At 29.8% G+C, this 22453-nt stretch carries 18 protein-coding genes and 1 pseudogene; 11 read left to right on the forward strand and 8 right to left on the reverse strand.

All coding sequences use genetic code 11. The features are described 5' to 3' along the window. Nucleotides 1-67: 67 nt before the first annotated feature. Nucleotides 68-1725, forward strand: a pseudogene (locus tag RCG18_RS21135) (glutamine--tRNA ligase/YqeY domain fusion protein). Nucleotides 1726-1839: 114 nt separating this feature from the next. Here the strand turns inward: RCG18_RS21135 and RCG18_RS21140 are convergent. Then, a complete protein-coding gene (locus RCG18_RS21140) occupies nucleotides 1840-2589 on the reverse strand; it encodes a DUF438 domain-containing protein (RefSeq protein WP_308037987.1) in 750 nt (249 codons plus the stop codon). A gap of 887 nt (nucleotides 2590-3476) precedes the next feature. On the opposite strand from RCG18_RS21140, the gene RCG18_RS21145 reads away from it, so the two are divergent. After that, entirely contained in the window at nucleotides 3477-4049 is a 573-nt protein-coding gene (locus tag RCG18_RS21145) for a hypothetical protein (protein ID WP_308037988.1), read from the forward strand. Between the two features lie 350 nt (nucleotides 4050-4399). Here the strand turns inward: RCG18_RS21145 and RCG18_RS21150 are convergent, their stop codons facing one another. Both RCG18_RS21150 and RCG18_RS21155 read right to left on the reverse strand, forming a co-directional pair. Further along, on the reverse strand, nucleotides 4400-5275 hold the full coding sequence (locus RCG18_RS21150) for an SDR family oxidoreductase (protein ID WP_308037989.1): 876 nt from the start codon (nucleotides 5273-5275) through the stop codon (nucleotides 4400-4402). A 112-nt stretch (nucleotides 5276-5387) separates the two neighbouring features. Further along, nucleotides 5388-5933, reverse strand: coding sequence for a cupin domain-containing protein (locus RCG18_RS21155; RefSeq protein WP_308037990.1), 546 nt, complete (start codon nucleotides 5931-5933; stop codon nucleotides 5388-5390). Between the two features lie 521 nt (nucleotides 5934-6454). On the opposite strand from RCG18_RS21155, the gene RCG18_RS21160 reads away from it, so the two are divergent. The 3 genes from RCG18_RS21160 (at nucleotide 6455) to RCG18_RS21170 (ending at nucleotide 10201) form a co-directional block, all read left to right on the forward strand. Next, nucleotides 6455-7531, forward strand: coding sequence for a Xaa-Pro peptidase family protein (locus RCG18_RS21160; protein WP_308037991.1), 1077 nt, complete (start codon nucleotides 6455-6457; stop codon nucleotides 7529-7531). A gap of 430 nt (nucleotides 7532-7961) precedes the next feature. Next, complete coding sequence (locus tag RCG18_RS21165; RefSeq protein ID WP_308037992.1) at nucleotides 7962-8642, forward strand: response regulator transcription factor; 681 nt, start codon at nucleotides 7962-7964, stop codon at nucleotides 8640-8642. Continuing rightward, nucleotides 8639-10201, forward strand: coding sequence for an ATP-binding protein (locus tag RCG18_RS21170; RefSeq protein ID WP_308037993.1), 1563 nt, complete (start codon nucleotides 8639-8641; stop codon nucleotides 10199-10201). Before RCG18_RS21165 ends, RCG18_RS21170 begins: the two co-directional genes overlap by 4 nt. A gap of 102 nt (nucleotides 10202-10303) precedes the next feature. Here the strand turns inward: RCG18_RS21170 and RCG18_RS21175 are convergent, their stop codons facing one another. The 5 genes from RCG18_RS21175 to RCG18_RS21195 all read right to left on the reverse strand — a co-directional run bounded on the left by RCG18_RS21175 (nucleotide 10304) and on the right by RCG18_RS21195 (nucleotide 15070). Next, nucleotides 10304-11410: an endospore germination permease gene (locus RCG18_RS21175; protein ID WP_308037994.1), complete on the reverse strand. Its 1107-nt coding sequence runs from the start codon at nucleotides 11408-11410 to the stop codon at nucleotides 10304-10306. A 50-nt stretch (nucleotides 11411-11460) separates the two neighbouring features. Then, nucleotides 11461-11673 carry a hypothetical protein gene (locus RCG18_RS21180; protein WP_308037995.1) on the reverse strand — a complete coding sequence of 71 codons (213 nt, stop codon included), beginning with the start codon at nucleotides 11671-11673 and terminating at the stop codon, nucleotides 11461-11463. 3 nt (nucleotides 11674-11676) lie between these two features. After that, nucleotides 11677-12834 carry a Ger(x)C family spore germination protein gene (locus tag RCG18_RS21185; RefSeq protein WP_308037996.1) on the reverse strand — a complete coding sequence of 386 codons (1158 nt, stop codon included), beginning with the start codon at nucleotides 12832-12834 and terminating at the stop codon, nucleotides 11677-11679. A gap of 3 nt (nucleotides 12835-12837) precedes the next feature. Beyond that, the gene (locus RCG18_RS21190) at nucleotides 12838-14373 is read right to left on the reverse strand and encodes a spore germination protein (protein ID WP_308037997.1); all 1536 of its coding nucleotides are present in this window, start codon (nucleotides 14371-14373) and stop codon (nucleotides 12838-12840) included. 172 nt (nucleotides 14374-14545) lie between these two features. Continuing rightward, nucleotides 14546-15070 carry an amidase domain-containing protein gene (locus tag RCG18_RS21195; protein ID WP_308037998.1) on the reverse strand — a complete coding sequence of 175 codons (525 nt, stop codon included), beginning with the start codon at nucleotides 15068-15070 and terminating at the stop codon, nucleotides 14546-14548. A gap of 243 nt (nucleotides 15071-15313) precedes the next feature. On the opposite strand from RCG18_RS21195, the gene RCG18_RS21200 reads away from it, so the two are divergent. From RCG18_RS21200 to RCG18_RS21225, 6 genes are all read left to right on the forward strand, one after another. Beyond that, nucleotides 15314-17203 (forward strand): LTA synthase family protein, encoded by a 1890-nt coding sequence (locus RCG18_RS21200; RefSeq protein WP_374118944.1) that lies wholly within the window; start codon nucleotides 15314-15316, stop codon nucleotides 17201-17203. A 116-nt stretch (nucleotides 17204-17319) separates the two neighbouring features. Next, complete coding sequence (gene ppaX, locus RCG18_RS21205) at nucleotides 17320-17973, forward strand: pyrophosphatase PpaX (protein ID WP_308037999.1); 654 nt, start codon at nucleotides 17320-17322, stop codon at nucleotides 17971-17973. 250 nt (nucleotides 17974-18223) lie between these two features. After that, nucleotides 18224-18364, forward strand: coding sequence for a hypothetical protein (locus RCG18_RS21210; protein ID WP_308038000.1), 141 nt, complete (start codon nucleotides 18224-18226; stop codon nucleotides 18362-18364). 379 nt (nucleotides 18365-18743) lie between these two features. Further along, on the forward strand, nucleotides 18744-18941 hold the full coding sequence (locus RCG18_RS21215; RefSeq protein WP_308038001.1) for an alpha/beta-type small acid-soluble spore protein: 198 nt from the start codon (nucleotides 18744-18746) through the stop codon (nucleotides 18939-18941). Between the two features lie 144 nt (nucleotides 18942-19085). Continuing rightward, on the forward strand, nucleotides 19086-21809 hold the full coding sequence (locus RCG18_RS21220) for a sigma 54-interacting transcriptional regulator (RefSeq protein WP_308038002.1): 2724 nt from the start codon (nucleotides 19086-19088) through the stop codon (nucleotides 21807-21809). Between the two features lie 214 nt (nucleotides 21810-22023). After that, nucleotides 22024-22437 (forward strand): PTS sugar transporter subunit IIA, encoded by a 414-nt coding sequence (locus RCG18_RS21225; protein WP_308038003.1) that lies wholly within the window; start codon nucleotides 22024-22026, stop codon nucleotides 22435-22437. Nucleotides 22438-22453: the final 16 nt, after the last annotated feature.

Raw genomic sequence — 22453 nt, forward strand, 5'->3', positions numbered from 1 at the left:
TGTTATTTTGTGATATATTTATTTTTAGTGCAATGAAAAATTTAATATAGACGTGAAGGGAGAAAAAATGGAGAATATAACAAGTTCATCAAATTTTATAAGAAATATAGTAGTTGAAGATTTAGAAGCAGGAAAATATAAAGAAATAGTAACACGTTTTCCACCAGAGCCAAATGGCTATTTACATATTGGTCATGCGAAATCAATAGTATTGAATTTTGAGTTGGCAGATGAATTTAAAGGTAAAACAAATTTACGTTTTGATGATACAAATCCAACTAAAGAAGATACAGAATATGTTGAATCAATTAAAGAAGACGTTAAGTGGTTAGGATTTGATTGGGATGAATTATTTTTTGCTTCAAATTATTTTGAAGAAATGTATAATAGAGCTGTTTTGCTAATAAAAAAAGGTTTAGCCTATGTAGATGATTTAAGTGCAGAGCAGATGAGAGAATATAGAGGAACTTTAACTCAGCCAGGAAAAGAAAGCCCATTTAGAAATAGAAGTATAGAAGAAAACTTAGATTTATTCGAAAGAATGAGAAAAGGCGAATTTAAGGATGGAGAAAAGATATTAAGAGCTAAAATAGACATGGCATCTCCTAATATAACTATGAGAGACCCTGCAATATATCGTATAGCTCATGCTTCACATCACAACACCGGTGATAAATGGTGCATATACCCAATGTATGATTTTGCACATCCACTTGAAGATGCTATTGAAGGAATAACACATTCTATTTGTACATTAGAATTTGAAGACCACCGCCCATTATATGATTGGGTTGTAAGAGAGTGTGAAATGGAAAACACTCCTAAGCAAATTGAATTTGCAAGATTAAACTTAACTAATACAGTAATGAGTAAAAGAAAATTAAAGCAATTAGTTGATGAAAAATTCGTAGATGCTTGGGATGACCCTCGTGTTCCTACAATTGCAGGTTTAAGAAGAAAAGGATTTACACCTGAATCCATACGTAATTTCTGTAAAGCTATAGGTGTTGCCAAGGCTGCTAGTACAGTAGATGCTCAAATGTTAGAACATTTTTGAGAGAAGACTTAGAAAAGAAAGCACGTAAAACTATGGCAGTACTAAGACCTCTTAAGGTTGTTATTACAAACTATCCAGAAGATCAAGTTGAAATGCTTGAGGTGCCATACAGCGTAGATAATCCAGAGCTTGGAAGCCGCATGATTCCATTTTCAAGAGAATTATATATTGACGAAGATGATTTTATGGAAGATCCTCCAAAGAAATATCATAGATTATATCCAGGAAATGAAGTTAGATTTAAAGAAGCTTATTTCATTAAATGTAACGATGTTATAAAAGACGAAAATGGAAAAATTATAGAGCTGCACTGCACTTACGATCCTGAGACCAAGAGTGGAACTGGATTTACAGGAAGAAAAGTTAAAGGTACAATTCACTGGGTAAGTGCTAAACATGCAGTACCAGCAGAGGTGAGATTATACGAACCTTTAATATTAGATGAGGAAAAGGAAGAAGGAGAAACTTTCTTAGATCAAGTTAATCCAAATTCATTAGAAATACTTCAAGGATTTGTAGAGCCAAGTATGAAAGATGCAAAAGCTCACGACAAATTCCAATTTATAAGAGTAGGATACTTCAATGTAGATTCTAAGTATACTACTGAAGATAAATTAGTATTTAACAGAATAGTATCCTTAAAGAGTTCATTTAAGATAGAAAAATAAAATATTAGGGTTACAATCTAGAAAGTTAACTTATACAAAGGAATATATTTACGTAGCAAAGAACTGTAAATATATTCCGAGGTATAAGTTAACTTTCAGCCTTATAATCCTATACTATTTTCCAGGAGTGAATCTGCAGTAGCCGATTTTATCACATTTTTCTTTCATTTGACTCCATAGCGCTGAGTCTGTAAGTGTTTCCATGGAAGAAGGATAAAGAATATGATTTTCTTTATAAATGTGATCTCTAAGGTTAAAAATTAAATATTTAGCTGCTTCATCTAGTGCTTCTTTGAAATGATTGAAATCTATTTTGGATACTTCAAAAGCGAGCTTTCTTATTTCATGCTTTTTAGCTCTCAGCATGTCGTGTTCCATTCTCATAATTCTTGTAGGACCAGTAACTCCTCTTGACTCTAATTCAGGGAATAATACATTTTCTTCTCTTCTGTGATGATTTTCAGCATCAATTATTCCATCAGCCGTCTTTAAAAGTATACCAAATTCCACTGCATCTTTATCATAGCCATTCATCTTTTGTATTTTAATGTTAATTTCCTCTAATAAAGTTAATAGCTTTAATATTTCATCATGTTCTTGAATTAAAGTAGCAAGCATATGATCAGGCGATAATTTTAATTTAAGCTTATCTAATTCGCTTTTTAAAACCTCCATATGAATGTCACATAGGTGCCTTAAATCCTCAGGTTTAGTTCCTTCTTCAATTAACTTTTGTTCTGCTAAAGATAACTCTAATGGATCTACCTTTGAAACCATTTCTAAAGCCTCTGCTCTTAGTGATTCTGTAATCTCTTCAGAATTTAATCTTCTTAATAACTCTACTAATTTATCAGTTTTATTCATAATAAATCCTCCTAAAATACTTACGTACAATTTTGTTTTTCCTTGATTTTATTATAAAACTGAAAGGTTTTAATTACTGTGATTACAATCAAAATTTTTCTTAATTAAGACATAAATGTATATTTTAATGTACGGAGTATATATTTAGGAGAAGCAATTATACAACCGCATACTAGGTATGATATTATAAGATATAGCAAGAAAGATAAAACAAAGATAAAACAAAGCCTAGTAATATCAATAACATAAAGCTGCGTATTTTAATAAATGAATTCCATGCAGTTTTGATGGTTATTAAATTACTGGCTTTTGTTTTTTATAGAAAGGATATTTCTAATGATTTTATAATTGTTTTCGAAATTGAACAACGTATCAGGGTCAATTTTTGAATTTAATACAATAGTTTTGTCTATTGCTTCACAAAAACAACGTTAATAGCTTTGATTAGAGCTTCAACTGTATCTCCTTCTTTAAAGCCTGCATCTTCTAAACTTTCTTTAGTCATCACGGACGTAACTAATGGAGAGTTAGCTCATCCATCCACAGTCATTTTGATTTGAGCCATTACATTGTCAGCTTTAATTTCTTCAACTTTACCAATTAGCTTATTTCTTACACCAGCTTCCATAACTTTACCTCCTAATAATATTAATTCTCTATTAGTATTTTCTATGCATAGATAAGCATACATAATTATTTATAATAAGCATAATTATGTTTTGTTATTATAAATAAGGATAAAGCTTTAATTGAATAAGATAAGCACTAAATATGAAAACTAAAAACAATTAAGAAAGTATTAAGATTTAATTTATACTTTCTTAACAATAATGTATCTTATGTAATATATAATATTAATTAAGCATTATATTTTAGAAGGTGAAGTTATGAAAACAACTAATCAAAAGATAAATAGTAAAAGAAAACATACTATTGCAAATCCTGCAGAAAGGAAAAGGGTATTAGTTACAATATCTTTAGGCATTATTTTCTTAACTACTGCAGTAATATTTATAAACAATGCAATTGCGAATTATATGCCTATGCAAAGCAGAAGCTATAGAGAATTATATAAGAATGCTGCATCTATATCAAGAATATTATTTTTCTTTGTTATAGCTATATATCCTGTATTTTGGCTGTTAAGAAATAAAAGTGATAAGGTATTGAATTTAATTGAAAGGTTTAATCTTAAACCAACCTTAAGGTTTTTAGGCAAAACATTAAGACAATGGCATGTACCTATAGCTATAATTGGGGTTTCTATTGTTCTTATTCATGTTTATATGGTTCTTATATCTGGCTTCAAGTTTAATACAAAATATATCTCTGGGCTAGCGGCACTTATAGTATTATTTATACAATGTATATCTGGTGTGTTTAAATATAAAGGAATAGGGAGAAAGTGGCATATATCATTAGGTATACTATTTATAGCTCTAATGCTCATACATGGATAAATACCTAGGAGTCAGGAAGATGGAGGAGTAAGTAGACATTAAATGGTCCGAGCTGAACATAGTGGCTTAATGTCATATGAAACTCCTCTTCCTTACGTCAGAGGAGTACTCACTAAGTAAGAGACCATATCAAAATCAGCACGCTGTGTAAGTGACTATCACCAAATCATAGATTTGGGATATCTACTTAAGATTTTGGATGCTTGCTTAAGATTTGGGATATCTACTTAAGACTTTGGATGTCTGCTTAAAACACAAGCTTTAGGCTGACTAAAAGTTTTTAACGGACTAAAGCTTGGAAAAATAACTGGTCGTATAAGTTAACTTTCGGTCTAGTACCTTTATGCATATTAGCCGCCTATAAAAGCTCCTCCATTTACATGTATGGTTTGCCCTGTAACATATGATGATTCAGGAGATGCTAGATACACATAAGCAGCCGCCAGTTCTACTGGCTCTGCAGGTCTTCCGATTGGAGTATCTGTCCCGAACTTTCCTACCTGTTCTTTGCTAAATGATGATGGGATAAGAGGAGTCCATACAGGGCCAGGAGCAACTGCATTTACTCTTATATTTCTACTTATCAATGAAAGTGCTAAAGAGCGGGTAAGTGTAACTACAGCACCTTTTGTTGCAGAATAATCCAATAGGAGTTCATCGCCAGCATAGGCTGTTATTGAAGCAGTATTTATAATACAGCATCCTGGATTGAAATGGGGCATAACTGCACGTATCATATAAAATATGCTAAAAACATTGGTTTTAAAGGTTTTTTCCAACTGTTCATTTGTAATATCCTCAATACTGTTTTGTGGATACTGTGCAGCGGCATTGTTAACTAAAATATCAATCTTTTTAAACTGTTCTATAATTTTTTGAACTGCAGATTTGCAGAAGTTATCATCGGTAATATCTCCAGGCAGTAGTAAACATTTATGACCTTTACTTTCAATTAACTTTTTTGTAGCTTCTGCATCTTCATGCTCATCGTAATACATAATAGCTACATCTGCACCTTCTTTTGCATAGGCAATAGCTACAGCTTTTCCTATACCGCTGTCACCACCAGTAATTACAGCAACTTTTCCCGATAACCTATCAGAGCCTTTATAATTGGGATCCTCAAAAATAGGATTAGGATTCATTAGAGATTCTATTCCAGGTTGTTTATCCTGTTTTTGTTCAGGAACTGATTTAGGTAAGTTTATATAGAATTGATCGTCCATATTAAATAAAGTCCTCCTTATAACTTAATATAAATAAACAACTTCGAGTTATCGAAGTTGTTTGGCTACATTTAGTATTAGTATTTACGGACTTTATCATTCATAAATGAAACTAAAAAATTGGAGGTGTTACAATAGATAATAATTTTGCAGTTTGTTTTAGAGGATTTTTCCATATATGAGGAATCATAGATGGATAATGCATGGAGTCACCAGCTTTTACAAAGTATTCTGTTCCATCTACCTCTACAATAACAGCTCCTTCTAATACATAAATAAATTCTTCACCAGGGTGGTTGAATTTATGGCCGTGAGCCTTTTCTGGTGGGATGGAAACAATCATCGGTTCCATAGCTCTATCAGAGAACTTACCACTTAATAGGATAAATTCTGAATTTGAGCCTTCCATCTTTAACACGTGTTGCTCTTCGGACTTTATATGGAAGTTATTGTTTTGGCAATCTTCAAAAAAAATATTTATAGAAACACCTAAAGCATCTGCTATTTTTTTAAGAGATGTAATAGCCAATGATGATGTCCCATTTTCTACTTGAGAAAGAAAGCTAACTGATAGACCAGTTTTCTCACCAAGTTCTTTTAATGTTAAATTATTTTTTCTACGTAAATTACGAATTTTTTCAGAAATTTCATTCATCATTTTATCTTCTATAATCATCACAACCTTATCTAAATATAGAAATTTCTAGTGTTACCTTTAAAATAATATCATAGGAAGTAAATAAATTCAATATTTTATATGTATTTAAAGAATAATTGTTAATATTAATTTGTTAAGAATAGAAAAAATTAAGTTTAAACATAGAATTTTTGATATATTTAAAAAAAGTTAAGTAACACTGTAAAAATTACTAGGCATTTTAAGATTATTGTGATAATATTAATTTAGAGTCAAAAATATTCAGTTGCACTTATAAAATATATGTCAAAACTTAAGAAATATTTTGTTTTTAGATATGTTATAAAAATTTTATTGTAAACGTTTATTTAGTGCTCGATAAGTTTTAAATTGAAAAATTTCTCATACAATTTAATCAATATCTTGTGTTAAATTAAGGAAGACTATAGTTAATGAGTTTAAATTATACAAAGCAAAACTTCATAATTACAAAATTTATATGAGGTTTTTTTAATATTATCCAATATTAAGGAGGATGCATTATGAATCAACAAAGATTAGAGAAAGTATTAAGAGAGATGGAAGCTAAAGGATTACCACAAATGTTAGTTTCAGATCCTGCAGCTATATTTTATTTAACAGGAAAATGGATTCACCCTGGTGAGAGAATGTTAGCTTTATATATAAGCCTAAAGGGAAACAACAAATTGTTCATTAATGAATTATTCCCTGTACAGGAAGATTTAGGCGTTGAAAAAGTATGGTTTAATGATACTCAAGACGCTGTAGAAATAGTTTCAAAATATGTTGATAAAGAAAGTCCAATGGGAGTTGACAAAAACTGGCCAGCTCGTTTCTTATTAAGACTTATGGAATTAAAAGGTGGAAGCAATTTTGTAAATGGTTCAGCTATTTTAGATAGAGTAAGAGCGTGTAAAGATGAACAAGAAAAAGACTTTATGAGAGAAGCATCAAGACTTAATGATTTAGCAGTGGAAAGAATGATTAAAATTGTTCCAGAAGAACACACTGAAAAGAAAATGGGACAAATATTAGCAGGAATTTATGAAGAATTAGGTGCAGATGGATTCTCATTTGACCCAATCATAGCGTACGGCGCAAATGCTGCTGACCCACACCATGGACCAGATAACTCAGAAGTTAAAGAAGGGGACAGCGTAATAATAGACATCGGATGTGCTAAAGATTCTTACTGCGCAGATATGACTAGAACTGTATTCTATAAGCATGCATCAGATAAAGCTAGAGAAGTATATAACATTGTTTTAGAAGCTAACTTAAAAGCTATCGCAGCAGTTAAGCCTGGTGTAAGATTCTGTGATATTGATGCTGCAGCAAGAGATTACATTGAAGCTGCTGGATACGGAAAATACTTTACTCACAGAACTGGGCATTCAATTGGTATAGAAGTGCATGATTTTGGTGATGTTTCCTCAGCAAATACTGACAAACTTGAACCAGGTATGATATTCTCGATTGAGCCAGGTATATATTTACCAGGAGAAGTTGGGGTTAGAATAGAAGACTTAGTACTAGTTACTGAAGATGGTTGCGAAGTTCTTAACAACTATAGTAAAGAATTAACTATAATAGGTTAATTAAAAAGGCTTATTAACAACATTTATGTTGTGGTAAGCCTTTTTTATTTTACAATAAGTTAACAAATTTGCCATTAAAGTGTCACAGCACAAAGATAATATTTTAAGTATATGACTATAAGATCGAAAATTGACTTACACTCCTAACTTTAGGTTGCTACGCTCAGTCGGACCAACTTATTCCTTGATTAGAAATATTGATATAGAAGGCTTTTAATAAAGGAATAAGTCAACTTTATGGTTAAGAAACCTATATAGGGGTTTAACAGTGCTTCACAACGATGAAAGAATAAAAGTGAAGATAGAGGTTAGAATTTATGGTATAATTTTGTTTAATAAGGCATATGAAAGAAAACAATACTTAAAAGGATTAACATACTAGCTGATTATTTTTTAAATATGCCTAAATATAGATTAGGAGATTATAAATATGGCTAAAACTATATTAATAGTGGATGACGAAGAAAGAATGAGAGTTCTTATAGAAGCGTATTTAAAAAAAGAGAGCTTTAATGTACTGCATGCAGAAAATGGTGAAGAGGCCTTAGCAGTATTTAAATCAAATACTGTTGATCTTGTTGTACTTGATATAATGATGCCTATTATGGACGGATGGACAACATGTAGAGAGCTTAGAAGAATTTCAAATGTTCCTATAATAATGCTGACAGCTAAAAGTGAAGATGAAGACCAGTTGTTAGGCTTTAGTTTAGGAACAGATAGTTATGTGACAAAACCTTTTAGCCCTAAAATTTTAGCTGCTAAAATAGTAGCTTTATTAAAAAGGGCTTATCCAGAGAATAGTAAGGAAAGTAACAACAATATTTATGATGGATTATATATCAATGAGCAGTATCATGAAGTAAAAATAGATGATGCTGATGTATATTTGTCACCTAAAGAGTATGAGCTTCTATGTTACCTTGTAAAAAATAAGGATTTAGTATTAAGCAGAGAAAAAATTTTAGACTTCGTTTGGGGATTAGATTATTATGGAGATTTAAGGACAGTTGATACCCATATAAAAAGATTAAGAGAAAAACTTGCAGGAAAGGCTTATCTTGTTACCACTGTCAGAGGGGTTGGCTATAAATTTGAGGTGAAGAAATGAAGATAAAAAGAATAAAACTCAAAGATATAGATATTAAAAAGATAAATTTCAAAAAGATAAATAAGAGCATAACACTAAAGCTGTTTGTAGTAACAGCCTTAGTGTTTATTGTATTTATAAGCAGCACGCTGGTAATTCAATCCTTATTTTTTGGCCAATTTTATATGTCAAAAAAGAAAAATGATTTACAAAATGGAATAGAAAAGTTTAGGATTTCTTATAACAAAACTACGGATGAACAGAAGATAGCAGAACTTATAAGAGATTTTGAAGATGCAAATAATGCTAAAATGCTTATACTAGATAGCAATGGTAAATCAAAATTTATAACTAGGCCAGGCAGCGAAAAGACAGAAGCTTTAAAGCTTAGGTTAATAAATGACATAATAAAAAAGTGGACAATGAACCCAAGTATAATCATAGATATAAAAGCAAGCAACAAACCATTAACTATTCTAACTGACAAAAGGGGTAATGAAACTAGATATATGATAAGTGCAGTGCCAGACAATAGCAGAGGCGAAATTGTATTTGCGGTATCTTCATTACAACCTGTAAATGAAGCGTCTTCTGTAATAAAGGAATTTTATTTTTATTTTTATGTTGGCGCTTTATTTTTAATAGTAATATTATCTTTAATATATTCAAATATGGTAACTAAACCTCTTTTGGAGTTAAATAATTCTGCTTCTAAAATGGCTGATCTGGATTTTTCAAAAAAATGTAATATAAAAAGAGAAGATGAAATAGGAAATTTATCCGATACATTAAACTTTTTATCTGAAAATCTAAATAGATCACTAACATCACTAAAAGAAGCTAATTCTAAACTAGAAGAAGACATAGAAAAAGAGAGAAGATTAGAAAAGATGAGAAAAGAATTTGTAGCAGCAGTATCTCATGAACTTAAAACACCTATAAGCCTTATAGGTGGTTACGCAGAAGGATTAAAAGATGACATATTTGAAGGTGAAGAAAAAGATTATTATATAGATGTTATAATAGATGAAAGCAAAAAGATGGCAAACTTAGTTGCTGATATGCTTGATTTATCGCAATTAGAATCTGGAAACTTTAAGTTAGTTAAGGAAGAATTCTATATAGATGAACTTCTAAAAACTACAATAAAAAAGTTTGCTGCTGTTTTCAATGATAAGAATGTAAAGTTTGATGTAAATTTTATTGAAAAAACAAAAGTTTATGCTGATTGGAGCAGAATGGAACAGGTTATAACGAATTTTATTACAAATGCCATAAGACACACAAATGAAGAAGGAAGTATAATGGTTAATATGGAACAACAAGAAGATAGAGTTCTGATTTCAATAGAAAACACAGGGGAAAACATTTCAGAAGATGAGATAAATAAAATATGGGATAATTTCTATAAAATTGATAAAGCTAGAACTAGAAAGCTTGGAGGTACAGGAATAGGACTTGCAATTGTTAAAAATATTCTTATGCTCCACGGAAGCGAATATGGAGTAGAGAATACTCATAGAGGAGTAAAGTTTTATTTTACACTTAAGAACATTCAAATAAATAACAAGCTAGTATGATACAAAATATACTGTCATCTCTGACTTGCCATTTATCTGAATGTGCACTAATAAAAAAGATTTAGTAAATATGTCTACTGGTTTTTAATTAGTAGGCATATTTTATATTTTATGTATATTAGAAGAAGGTAGTTTACGCACTTTTATTTCAGCAGCAATAAGTATGATTACTGGTAATATAACTTGATGTGGTATTGCATAATAAGGCCATACTTTGAAAGCCCAATTTGTCATATCCATTGTACTTTTAAAATTGAACATAGAAAAAACAAGAGTTAATAGTGCAATAGGTGTGGCTAAAAATCTATAATCATCAATGTTAAGCAATTTTGCTATACCACGACAAGTAGCTAACATATCTAAGGTGGCCTTTGTAAATACATTTATAATCAGTACAATAATTACTGTTGCTTCCATTCTTTCTATAAAGGTACCAAGCCTTATTATACTAAGAGAAATATATGTTGGGAAATAATTAATAATCATAGTATCCGATCCTAAAACTAATATGTTTTGTAAGCTATTTATAAATAATATTAATGCTCCTATTATCAATCCATAGAAATAAATTTTATAAGATGATTTTCGATTTTCAAAGGAAGAAAAGACCATGGTAAACACAATTGTCTCAGCAAAGGGAAATGAAAGTGCAGAAAATGCTCCAGAAATAACTGGTTTAATACCATTATAAAGTACAGGTAAAAGATTGTTTATTTCCATTTGCGTAGATGATAAAATAATTGCAACTAAAATCACAGCTATAATATTTGCAATAATAAAAATTTCACTCCAGCGTCCTAATACTTCAATACCTAATTTAATAGCAAAAATACATAAAAGTATAAAAAATATCATAGGTACTACTATAGGTGTATCTGGGTATATTATTATATTAGTAAATTCAGAAAAATTTCTTAACACCAGCACGCCTAAGTAGAATGAAAACCAAATATATATAATGCTTAATATTTTACCTATAATATTTCCGAATACAATATATAAAATGTCAAATAAGTCTTTCCCAGGAAAGAGGTATAGAAGTCTAGAATATATCATAATAACTGGAATAGACAATAATGTACCAATAATAATAGATAACCAGGTATCATTTTCAGCAATTGATCCTGTACCTATTAGTAAAGTACTTCCCAATATAAACATTATTACTAAACATATGCCTTGTTTGTCTGTTATCACTTCTTTATTCATATTGCTTCCTCCATAGTAGCAAGGAATTTGTGCCTTTAGTTAAAAACATGCTATTTCTTTATAATAGCAAATACTATTTTTTCTATTGCAGATGCAGGACTAGGTATTTTTACTTCCAAACTAAGTAGAACACTTAATATTAGTGAAACAGCCATAAGGGTAATATATGTAAATATCATGTTTCTTTTCTTATCTCTTACCATTGGAATAATTTCTATGATAATAATTATTATATAAATTAAAATTATACCAGCTGCGTACATGGTTTATTCTCCTATTCTAATCGGTTTTGATATTTTACCGCTGCCTTTTATAATTAAGTCTACGTTAACATTGAATTGCAGCTTAGAAAACACCGTTTCATCGGTGTAAGGAATACTTTTCCATAGAGCAGGGTGTTGTTTTTCGATAATGTTACCAAATCCAAATATATCACTCTTATAATTTGTTTGGACTTTTTTTATGAGATTTTCTATTCTAGTTTTTAATAATTTTTTTGCATCTTTTTCTAATTCACTTCTTCTAGGCTCATCAATAAAATTTTGAGGGCCTGCTATTTCATCGATGGCAACAACTGTATTAATATTTATGTTTACAGTAAAGTGTTCATTTTGGTAAGTAGAGTTTATTTTAGTTTTACTTTTGAAAATTTCTAATGATACATCTGTGTCAGTATTATTGGTTTGCTTTAATATCAATGATCCTTCATGAATTTTGTTCCTTATAAATAGCAAATCCATTGTTTCTTCACCATCAAGGTATCCCACCAATTTATCCTTTTTAAATACAGCAGTGCCATAAATTTTAGGAAAGGTAAATTCATTAATCTTTTCAATTTTTATTACTGGTGCTAAGGCAGATGTAGTATTACTTGATATATCTCTTCTAAATCTCCAAATATCCATTTGGGGAAACTTATATATAGGATTTTGACTTCTAATTATCTCATTTAAATGAATAGAAGTAACTTCATTTGATGATAATTTTTGATTTAATACATCACGTGCAGTTATGTTATGACTTATAAGTATCCAAGTATTTTGTCTTGGTTCAGAATCTCTATTAATCCAATCAATTGCAGGCACAATTCCACTTAATGCAATATTTTCGTTTATTATTATAACCTTTGTATGTCCCCAATATATTTTTTTACCAGTTACCAATATTAAATTTCTTACAGCATCAAATATGGTTTTTCCCCGGGATGAAAAAAGTTGAGAAGATACTTTTGTGGAGCCTTTGGAAGGTTCCGTATTAATTAATTCTACGGTAACTATATAATTGTTATTATCTTCGTCCTTATCAATTGCAACTCCTGCAGCCAACCCTAATTGTTCAATTTCTCTATAATTCCAACAGCCTGTGGACAGGAAGACATTACTAATTATATAAATAAATAAAATTGATATTTTGATGAATTTCATGTTTTATTTTTTACCCTCTTTAATACTATTTTGACGTTTTAAATCCTTAGAAACTAATTTTGGTCGCCTTTTCATAAATATCTGTGGTGCTCGAATAGATGTATCTTTCAAATCTTGAAAGGTAATTGCTCCAGTTCCTGAGTTTAACATAAATGGAACGCCAAAGCTCCTAAGAGATGTAAGATATAGGAATACAGCTATTAAAGTAAAAATATATCCATATAACCCCAAAAACGATGTCATAATTAAAAATATTATTCTAATGGTTATTACTCCGGTAAATTGAGGAATTAAAAAGCTGGAGATTCCAGTTAGCGCAGTAACTATTACTATAGGTGCGCTAATAAATCTTGCATTTACAGCTGCATCACCTAGAATCAATGCGCCAACAATACTTACTGCCTGCCCAATATGCTTAGGAATTCTAGTACCTGCTTCACGCGGTAATTCAAAGATGAGAGTCATTATTAATACTTCAACTAAAGTGGGAACTGCAACTCCTTGTCTTGAAGCAGAAATACTTATAAGCAGTTGGGTAGGTATAAGTTCTTGATGAAAGTTTACCAGAGCTACATATAAAGCAGGTGTACTAGTAGATAAAAAAAAACCGCTCCATCTAATAAGTCTATTAAAAGATGCAAATAGATAGTTATTATAATAATCTTCACTTGCTTGAAATCGTTCTAAAAAAATGCAAGGCAGTGTTAATACAAAAGGAGTTCCATCACATATTATTGCAATTCTTCCTTCAAGTAGCCTACTAACAACAACGTCTGGTCTTTCAGTACTATTTATAGTTTTAATAAAGGAAAAGGGTGAATCTGTAATAAGTTCTTCTATATAATTAGAGTCTATAATGCCGTCAATTTCAATTTTATTCAACCTTCTATATAGCTCTTGCAATATTTTTTCTTGTGCTACTCCTTCAATATAACATATACAAATATTAGTCTTTGTACGGGTACCTAATTCCCCAAGTTTGAATTTTAAATTTGGATTTTGAACTCTTCTTCTAATTAAGGATAAATTTACTTTTAAACTTTCTATAAAGCCTTCTCTAGGACCTACAACTACGCCTTCGGATGAAGGTTCTTCAATTGATCTAGTTTCCCAACCAACTGTATCTACTATTAATATTTCTTGACAATTGTCAATCAATAAAGCCGTACATCCACAAATTAATGATTTCACTATTTCGTTAATATCTGAGGTTTTTTTTACTTTACTGGATTCTATAACACTTTTATATAATATATCAGCAAAATTGCTTTCAACATTGATGATATCGCAATTCATAATTGGCTTTAGAATATATTGATTCAGTGCAGTACTATTAACCATATAGTCTATATATATCATGCAAAATTTCGCTAAGCATTTCTTATTATTTTCAAATTCACGGTATGTAAGTGTATCATCATTAATAAAAATTTGTTTGAAAATATTGATGTTATCTTTTAAAGCAGTTGTTAGCTTTACGCTATATTGTATATTGCCAAGGGTATCTTCAGCTTTTATATTATTAGTGCTATTACACATAAGAACTCCTTTACTTTAAAAAAGTGTAATTAGTTATACTGTTAATATGAAGTATTTGTTATTATTGAGTATTTATTCATGAGATTTTAAAGACTAATTTGCTAGGAAATATAGAGAAAACTAAAAGACTTTATCCGGTTATAGATTGCAGATAAAGTCTTTTATAAAATATTTAGACGGTTATTTTTAAAAAGCGTTGCTTAGCTGCAGGCCATGAACTGTAATATGGTATGTTTAAAGCTTCAAAAGAGTGATGAGATATTAAAGGTACACCATTTGAAATTGATGTAACAATAGCAGAGTGAAATTTTATTCCCTTGTCATCCTCGAAAAGTACAAGATCACCAGGTTCAACCAATTGAATATTATTAACTTCTAAGCCTTTAGCACCAGGTCTTTTTGATTCTTCATTAATTCTTAGGAACCAATAAAGTGAATGTGCTACAGTCCATGATACTGACCAAGAATCATCATTTGTATTTGAAGTACTCTTATTATTGTACCACCAAGGATTACTCGAATTATAAATCATAGGAGCTCCTCCGGCAAGCAAACATTGGGAAATAAAATTAGCGCAATCTCCACCGACATTTTGATTAAGTTGAAAGTACCTATAGGCGGGATTTGGATTTAATGCATATTTAACAGCATAGCTGACAGCGGCAGCCCTCGAGTAGAAGTTTTGCCTAAAAAGCATAAAAAGTCTCCTAAATAATTATTCATACTTATATATTATGCTGATTTAAATATAAAGTGAAGTTTGAATTAGGGGAAGTACTCGATATTATAGGTAGTATATAAAAAAATATCACAGATAATTACAACTAATTGAAATAATATGGTAGTTAAGTATGGGTATTTACAATTTATTAATATTGTTGCCACCAAAGTGTAACAAAATGAATGTAATATTTATTTATAGGATTTTTCAAGAGGTGAAATGATGAATATATATAAATTAAAAAATAGCACTCTAATTAATATTTGCAAACGAAATGCAGATATTATAATATTTTTTATATTAATTTTCATAAAAATAATGTTTTATGCTAAAGAGATTTCTCCTGAATATTTATATATTGGGGTAACACATCCTGTGTTTGCATCAGTATTGGTACTGGTGAGTTTCTCAGTACTTCTAAAATACAATAAGAGGATAGGATATCTATACGCATTAGATGTAATAGTAAGCTTGCTGCTTGTGGCCGACCTTATGTATTATAGGTATTTTAAAGATGTAATTACTGTAGCAGCATTAAAAAATGTGAAGCTATTAGGAGGCGTTTCTTCAAGTGTGGGAAGTTTATTTAGCTTAAAGGACTTACTATACTTAGTAGATGTTATAATTTTAATACCTTTTGTTAAGAAGTATAAAAATAAAGAGAACATTAAAAAAAAGCCTTTATTAAGTAAGTTTGCTGCATTTGGCATAATGTTTATAATTGGAGTTACTATAAATGCTAAATCTGTCTATGCTGTTTCAAAGGAACAGCCAACTTTACTAAGTTCCATGAGCAATAGAATATATTTAACTAAATTGATTGGAAATCTAAATTTCCACGCAATAGATGCATACAATTATGTAAGCACAAAAATAAAAAATTCAAAAAATTTATCTTCTCAGGAGGAGCAAGAAATTAAGAGCTTTCTAAAAAATAATAATAACTCCTCTGGCACCTATTTAAAAGGAGTGGGAGAGGGCAAGAATTTAATTGTTATTCAAGTAGAGGCCTTACAGCAGTTTGTAATAAATAAAAAGATAAATGGTCAGGAGATAACTCCTAACTTAAATAAATGGTTAAATAGAAGTTTGTATTTTGATAACTATTTCTATCAAGTTGCTGGTGGAAATACTTCCGATGCAGAATTTATGTCAAATAATTCATTGTATCCAGCTCAATCCGGTGCAGCTTATTATAGCTACAGTGGCAATCAATATGATTCCTTGGCAAAACAATTGAAGGACAAAGATTACTATACTGCTGCTCTTCATGGATACAATGAAGGCTTTTGGAATAGAAATGTTATGTATAAATCTGAAAAATTCGATAACTTTTATGGAGAACATAGTTTTAATTTAAATGAAACTGTAGGATTAGGATTAAGTGATAAATCCTTTTTAGAGCAATCAGTAGATAAATTGAAGTCCTTTCAGCAGCCTTATTATTCATTTTTGATTACTTTAAGTAGCCATTTTCCATATGATGATGTACAAGGGTATGGTAACTTCGATGTAGGAGAATACAATAATACTTTACTAGGAAATTATTTAAAAGGAATACATTATACAGATGAGCAATTGGGAATGTTCCTAGATAAATTGGACAAGGAAGGCATAACACAAAATTCTGTTATCGTATTATATGGAGATCACTTTGGGATTCCTAGAGATAATATAGAGGAATTATATAAATTTGAAAATATGAGTAATGTAAATGACTTGCAGTGGTTTCAGTATCAAAAGGTTCCTCTAATTATACATTTCCCCGAAGATGCTAATAAAGGAGTAAATCATACTTACTCAGGACAAATGGACCTGTATCCAACTTTAGCGAATTTATTCAATCTGCCTAAGCAATATATGTTTGGAAAGGATATACTAAACAGTGATAATGGTAAAGTCTTATTTAGAAATGGTTCTTTTACCGATGGAAATGTTTTTTATGTTTCTTGGACAAACACCTACTATGATATTAAGTCAGGAAAACAAATTGAAGAAACAGATGAATTAGCTAAGATGAAAGAAGAATATAATAAAGAACTTCAATATTCCGACGATATTTTAAATCATAACTTGATAAAAGTTTTTGAAGATAATAACAAGAAGTAAATATAGAATTTCAAACTAGAAAGTTAACTTTCGGTCTAGTAACCCTATAGGAAACTTGTTGTAGGATATGAGCTGTGCTATTATATATTAAGAGTATTTAACATAGGAGGATATATATGATAAAAGCTATTTTGTTTGATTTAGATGGTACGCTTATAAATACAAATGAACTTATAATACAAAGCTTTAAATATGCATTTAACAAACTTTTTAATAGAGAATTGCCAAGAGAAGAGATAGTGAAAACCTTTGGTGAGCCACTTAGAGATTCAATGGCTAAATACGATGCGGACAAAGCTGACTTAATGGTAAGCACTTTTAGAGTTTACAATGAGAGTAATCATGATGATATTGCTACAATATTTGAAGGAGTAAAGGAAGGCATTGAATCGCTTAGAAATGCTGGAATAAAATTAGGAGTAGTTACTTCTAAAAGAAGACCTATGGCGGAAAGAGGTCTTAAACTAATAAACATATATGATTATATGGACATTATTGTAACGCCTGAGGATACTAAAAATCACAAACCATTAGGAGATCCTGCGCTAAAAGCTTGTGAACTGCTGGGAGTTCAACCGCAGGAGACAATAATGGTAGGAGACAGCCATAATGATATTCTTTGTGGAAGAAATGCAGGCTGCAGAACTTGTATAGTTAAATATACAGCTCTTTCATTAAAGGATCTTATGGAGTATGAGCCGGATTGCGTTATAAATAGCATAGAAGATTTAGAAAAAATATGTGAGGATTTAAATAAGAAGGCTGTTTAGTGAGGTATGTTTTAAAGCATGCCTCATTTTTACAATTTCTTCTTTTGTTCCGCCTTTAATTATTAGAACGTATATTAGACAATTGGAGAGAAATTAATGGATTTAAGAGGTTACAACATTATGTAATTTAATGTTATATGTATTGTTAGCATATATGATTTTTTGATAGTGGTTTTCACAGAGTACTATCTAGTAGTAATAGGATAAAAGGATTCCTTGTTACAGATACTAACACTTGGAGGTGGTACTAATGGTAAATAAACGTAAAGTAAAAGACAAAGAGTATGCAAACTTAGGGATAAGAAGAAATGCTAATGGAGATTTTCAGTATATAAATCCTTCTGAAAAAAATAAATCAAAATATGAATCAATAAAAAAATATACGAGATAACAGTGAATTTTTGTAGATATAGCGTTGATATGTTTAGAGCAACCTTGAAATTTTAAGGTTGCTCTAACATTTAATAAGGAATTTCATTATAACAAACAAACTTACTTTATCCGGAAAAGTAAATTTTATACTATAAATTTATCCGATGTCTACCGCCACTGGATAACGGCTTCTAAGCTTCAGATGGAGTTTAAAACTCCACCTAAAGCTAAGAATCCTGTTAATAATAACATTACTTTTATTATTACAATTACATATCTAGCAATGGCTGGAGTTTTTTCCTATAGGTTCATAGAGTAATTAAGCTTAAACTGTACAAACTGTAACTATAAAACATATTAAAAAAATAAAAACAATAAAAACAAGGAGGAAAAAAACTATGGCAAATAGAAGTAATAGAGCATTAGTTCCACAAGCTAAAGAAGGATTAAATCAATTTAAAATGGAGTCAGCTAGAGAAGTTGGAGTAAATCTAAAAGAAGGATACAATGGAGACCTTACTTCAAGAGAGGCTGGATCAGTAGGCGGAAACATGGTTAAGAAAATGGTAGAAGCTTACGAACAAGGCTTAAAATAATTAATAATAAATAAATTAAAAAGAGACATCTTTATGATTTTATGGATTTTATGAAAAATCTATGGCATAAGGATGTTTCTTTTTGTATTATTAAATAAATAATTTCTTTTATTTTATTAAGTATAGTAAAGAAGGTTGAACATAATGTTAAAGAATAACAAGAGAAGAATTGAAGAGTTACTTAGGAGTGTTACAGAAAATCACATGGGAAATGATGATTTTAAAGGAATTACCACTGAGGAAATATCAAAAATATTATCTATTAGGAGAAATCTAGTCAGTCAGTATTTAAATGAGCTTGTAGAAGAAAAGAAGGCTATGAAGATTAAAACAAGACCAGTATTGTTTAATTATATTATAGATAATAAAAATACAATCTTAAACAACGAAGGTGATGATGTTTTTAAGGATTTAGTAGGATACAAGGGCAGTCTTAGGGACGCGGTTGAAAAATGTAAAGCTGCAGTATTTTATCCAGGTAAGGATATGTCGGTACTTTTAACTGGGGACAGTGGAGTAGGTAAAAGTTATATTGCAAGCCTTATACATAAATATGCCGAAAAAGAAGGTAAGATAAAAGCTGATTCTCCTTTTATAATTTTTAATTGTGCAGATTATGCTGATAACCCAGAGCTTTTATCGGCTAATCTTTTTGGATATGCTAAAGGAAGCTTTACAGGAGCCGATAAGGAGCACCTAGGAGCGCTAGAGTTAGCTGATGGAGGATATTTATTTCTAGATGAGGTTCATAGGCTTTCAGCTGAAGGACAAGAGAAGCTATTTGTATTTATGGACAAAGGGGTATTTAAGAGACTTGGCGAAAGCAAAGCCGAGAGAAGAGCAAATGTAAGATTTATTTTTGCAACTACAGAAAATCCAAAAGAAGCTCTTCTACAAACTTTCAGGAGAAGAATTCCTTTGGAAATAAATATTCCTAAACTATATAAAAGACCAATAGATGAAAGAATTACAATGATTTATAAGTTTTTTAAAGATGAGAGCTTAAAAATAAATAGGGATATATACATAAGTAGAAAAATAATAAACTATATATTATCACAAAAAAATGGTGGCAATATAGGAAGCTTAAAAAATATTGTAAAGCTATGTTGTGCATTGGCTTATAAAGAACAACAAGCTAAAGAAGTAATAAAGATAGATAAAATACATTCAGCTTTGCATGAAGAAAAATTTAATCAAAATATAAAGCAGTATTACTTTGAGGACTATATGAAGGTGAAAAGAGAAGATAAAGATATAAGCGAAATAAATATTTTAGAAATTGATAGATACAATAGGTTAAATGAATTAATAGAAACAGTTGAATACTTATGTACTGAATATCAAAAACATAATATATCAATAAGTGAGCTTCGAAAAGGTTTAGCTATAGAGTTAAACAGGAGTTTAGAGCTTATAGTTTATGAGCAAGAGGATGATAAATGTAATGACCTAATTAATAATATCTATTTAGAAACAGTAGATAATACTCTAAAGTTAATAGAGAGCACCTATGGAATAAAATATTATGGAAATACTAGCAAAATTTTAACAAAATTTTTAATCTATAATAGAAATAATATAATCTCAGCTAAGGATGAAGAGGACTTTAGGAAAGTAACAAGGATTAAAAATATATTAAGAAGAGAAATAAGTAAGCCTCTAATAATATCAGAAAAGATAATTAATAACCTAGAGAACAATTTAGATTGTGAGTTAGATATTAGAATTAAAGTTATTATAATACTTTATGTATTTACAATGATGAGCAACGAATCTACATTAATAAATGCTATAATAGTTGCTCATGGATATTCTACAGCTAGCAGTATAGCTAGTGTGGCTAATCAGTTATATGGTGAATTTATTTTTGAAGCATTTGATATGCCTATGGAGAGTAGTCCAATAGAGGTGAAAAACAAAATCAAAAATTATATCAGTGAAATAAATACATCCAAAGGAACTATAATACTAGTAGATATGGGATCATTAGTTGATATAAATTTAGAGTTAGAAAAAATTATAGATGGAGATTTAGGTATAATTAATAATATAACAACTAATATAGCTCTTGATATAGCTGGAAGAATTATTAATGGACAAGATGTTGAAAGTATGATTACTGGTATAGAAAAAAGTAATCCACTAATGTGTAAGCTAATAAAGGTAAAGGGTAAGAAAAAAGCAATATTAACAACTTGCATATCAGGTATAGGGACGGCAATAAAGGTTAGAAATCTTATTAGAGAATGTATAGGCAACGCGGATATAGAGGTTAAGGAGTATGATTATGCTTCATTAAATCTTAAGGGGAAAGATGATAAGGTTTTCTCCGATTATGATGTTAAACTTGTAATAAGTACTACTAAGCTAGAAATAGAAGGAGTAAAAACTATACTTATGCATGATTTGATAAATGATGATTATGATGATACATTATTTGATGTATTAGAAGATGTTACTATGGATAAAAATATTAACAACATAAAACAAGATATAATAAAAATGTTTTCTATGGACAACCTCATATCTAGAATGACTATATTAAATCCAAAAAATATAATCAATGAAGTTGAAAGCATAATACTTGACTATGAAAGAATTTTAGATAAGAGGTTTAACGTAGATTTGAAAATAACTTTATATATTCATATAAGTATAATGATTGAAAGAATAATGTTAAAGCAAGGGCTTGAGTTTATAGAAGAGGAAAGTAAAAACTATGAAAGCAATAATATTAAATTTGTAAAAATATCGAATTCTATATTTAAAGCAATTAGTAATGAATATAACTTTACTATTCCTGTAAAAGAGATTTATATTATACAAAGCATAATAGAGTCTAAGATAGGTAAATTAAATTTTTAAAAAATAAGACACATGTGATTTGTGTCTTATTTTTTTATGTTTTTTAGATAGGACAGAAGGATGATTTGTTGACAGATCTTAAGATCCATATTATGACAACCTGTGGAATAAGTATTTTAAACATTTTAAAAGTAATAGATATGTTTATAAAAAGTTGGCATAATATTTGCTTAATAAATTAATGACAATAGAAAATAAGAAGAGGAGAGATATAATGTATAAAATAATGATAGTAACCCATGGAAACATGGCTGCTACGTTAAAAGAAACATTAAAGATGTTCACTAATGATGTAGATCACGTTTATGCTGTTGGGTTAGATGAAAAAGGAGTAGAAAACTTTAAAGAGAGGTTAGAACAGGAAGTAGCAAAGTGTTATGAAAAAGATAAAGGATTATTAATTTTAGTAGATATCTTTGGAGGTACGCCTTTTAATACCTGCGTGCTTGAAATAAAGAATAAGTATAATGGAGTTGAAATAATCACAGGCGTAAATTTACCAATACTAATTGAAGGGACTTTGTTAAAGGATAGTTGTCTTAAAGATGTAGTTAAAAGTTTACAACAATCAGCGAGAGAAGCCATTGTACTGCCAGAGGATCTAAAATCTTCAGAAGATGAAGATTAAATATAAATTTAGTAAG

This window comes from Clostridium sp. OS1-26 (assembly GCF_030915445.1).
Taxonomy (GTDB): Bacteria; Bacillota; Clostridia; order Clostridiales; family Clostridiaceae; genus Clostridium_AM.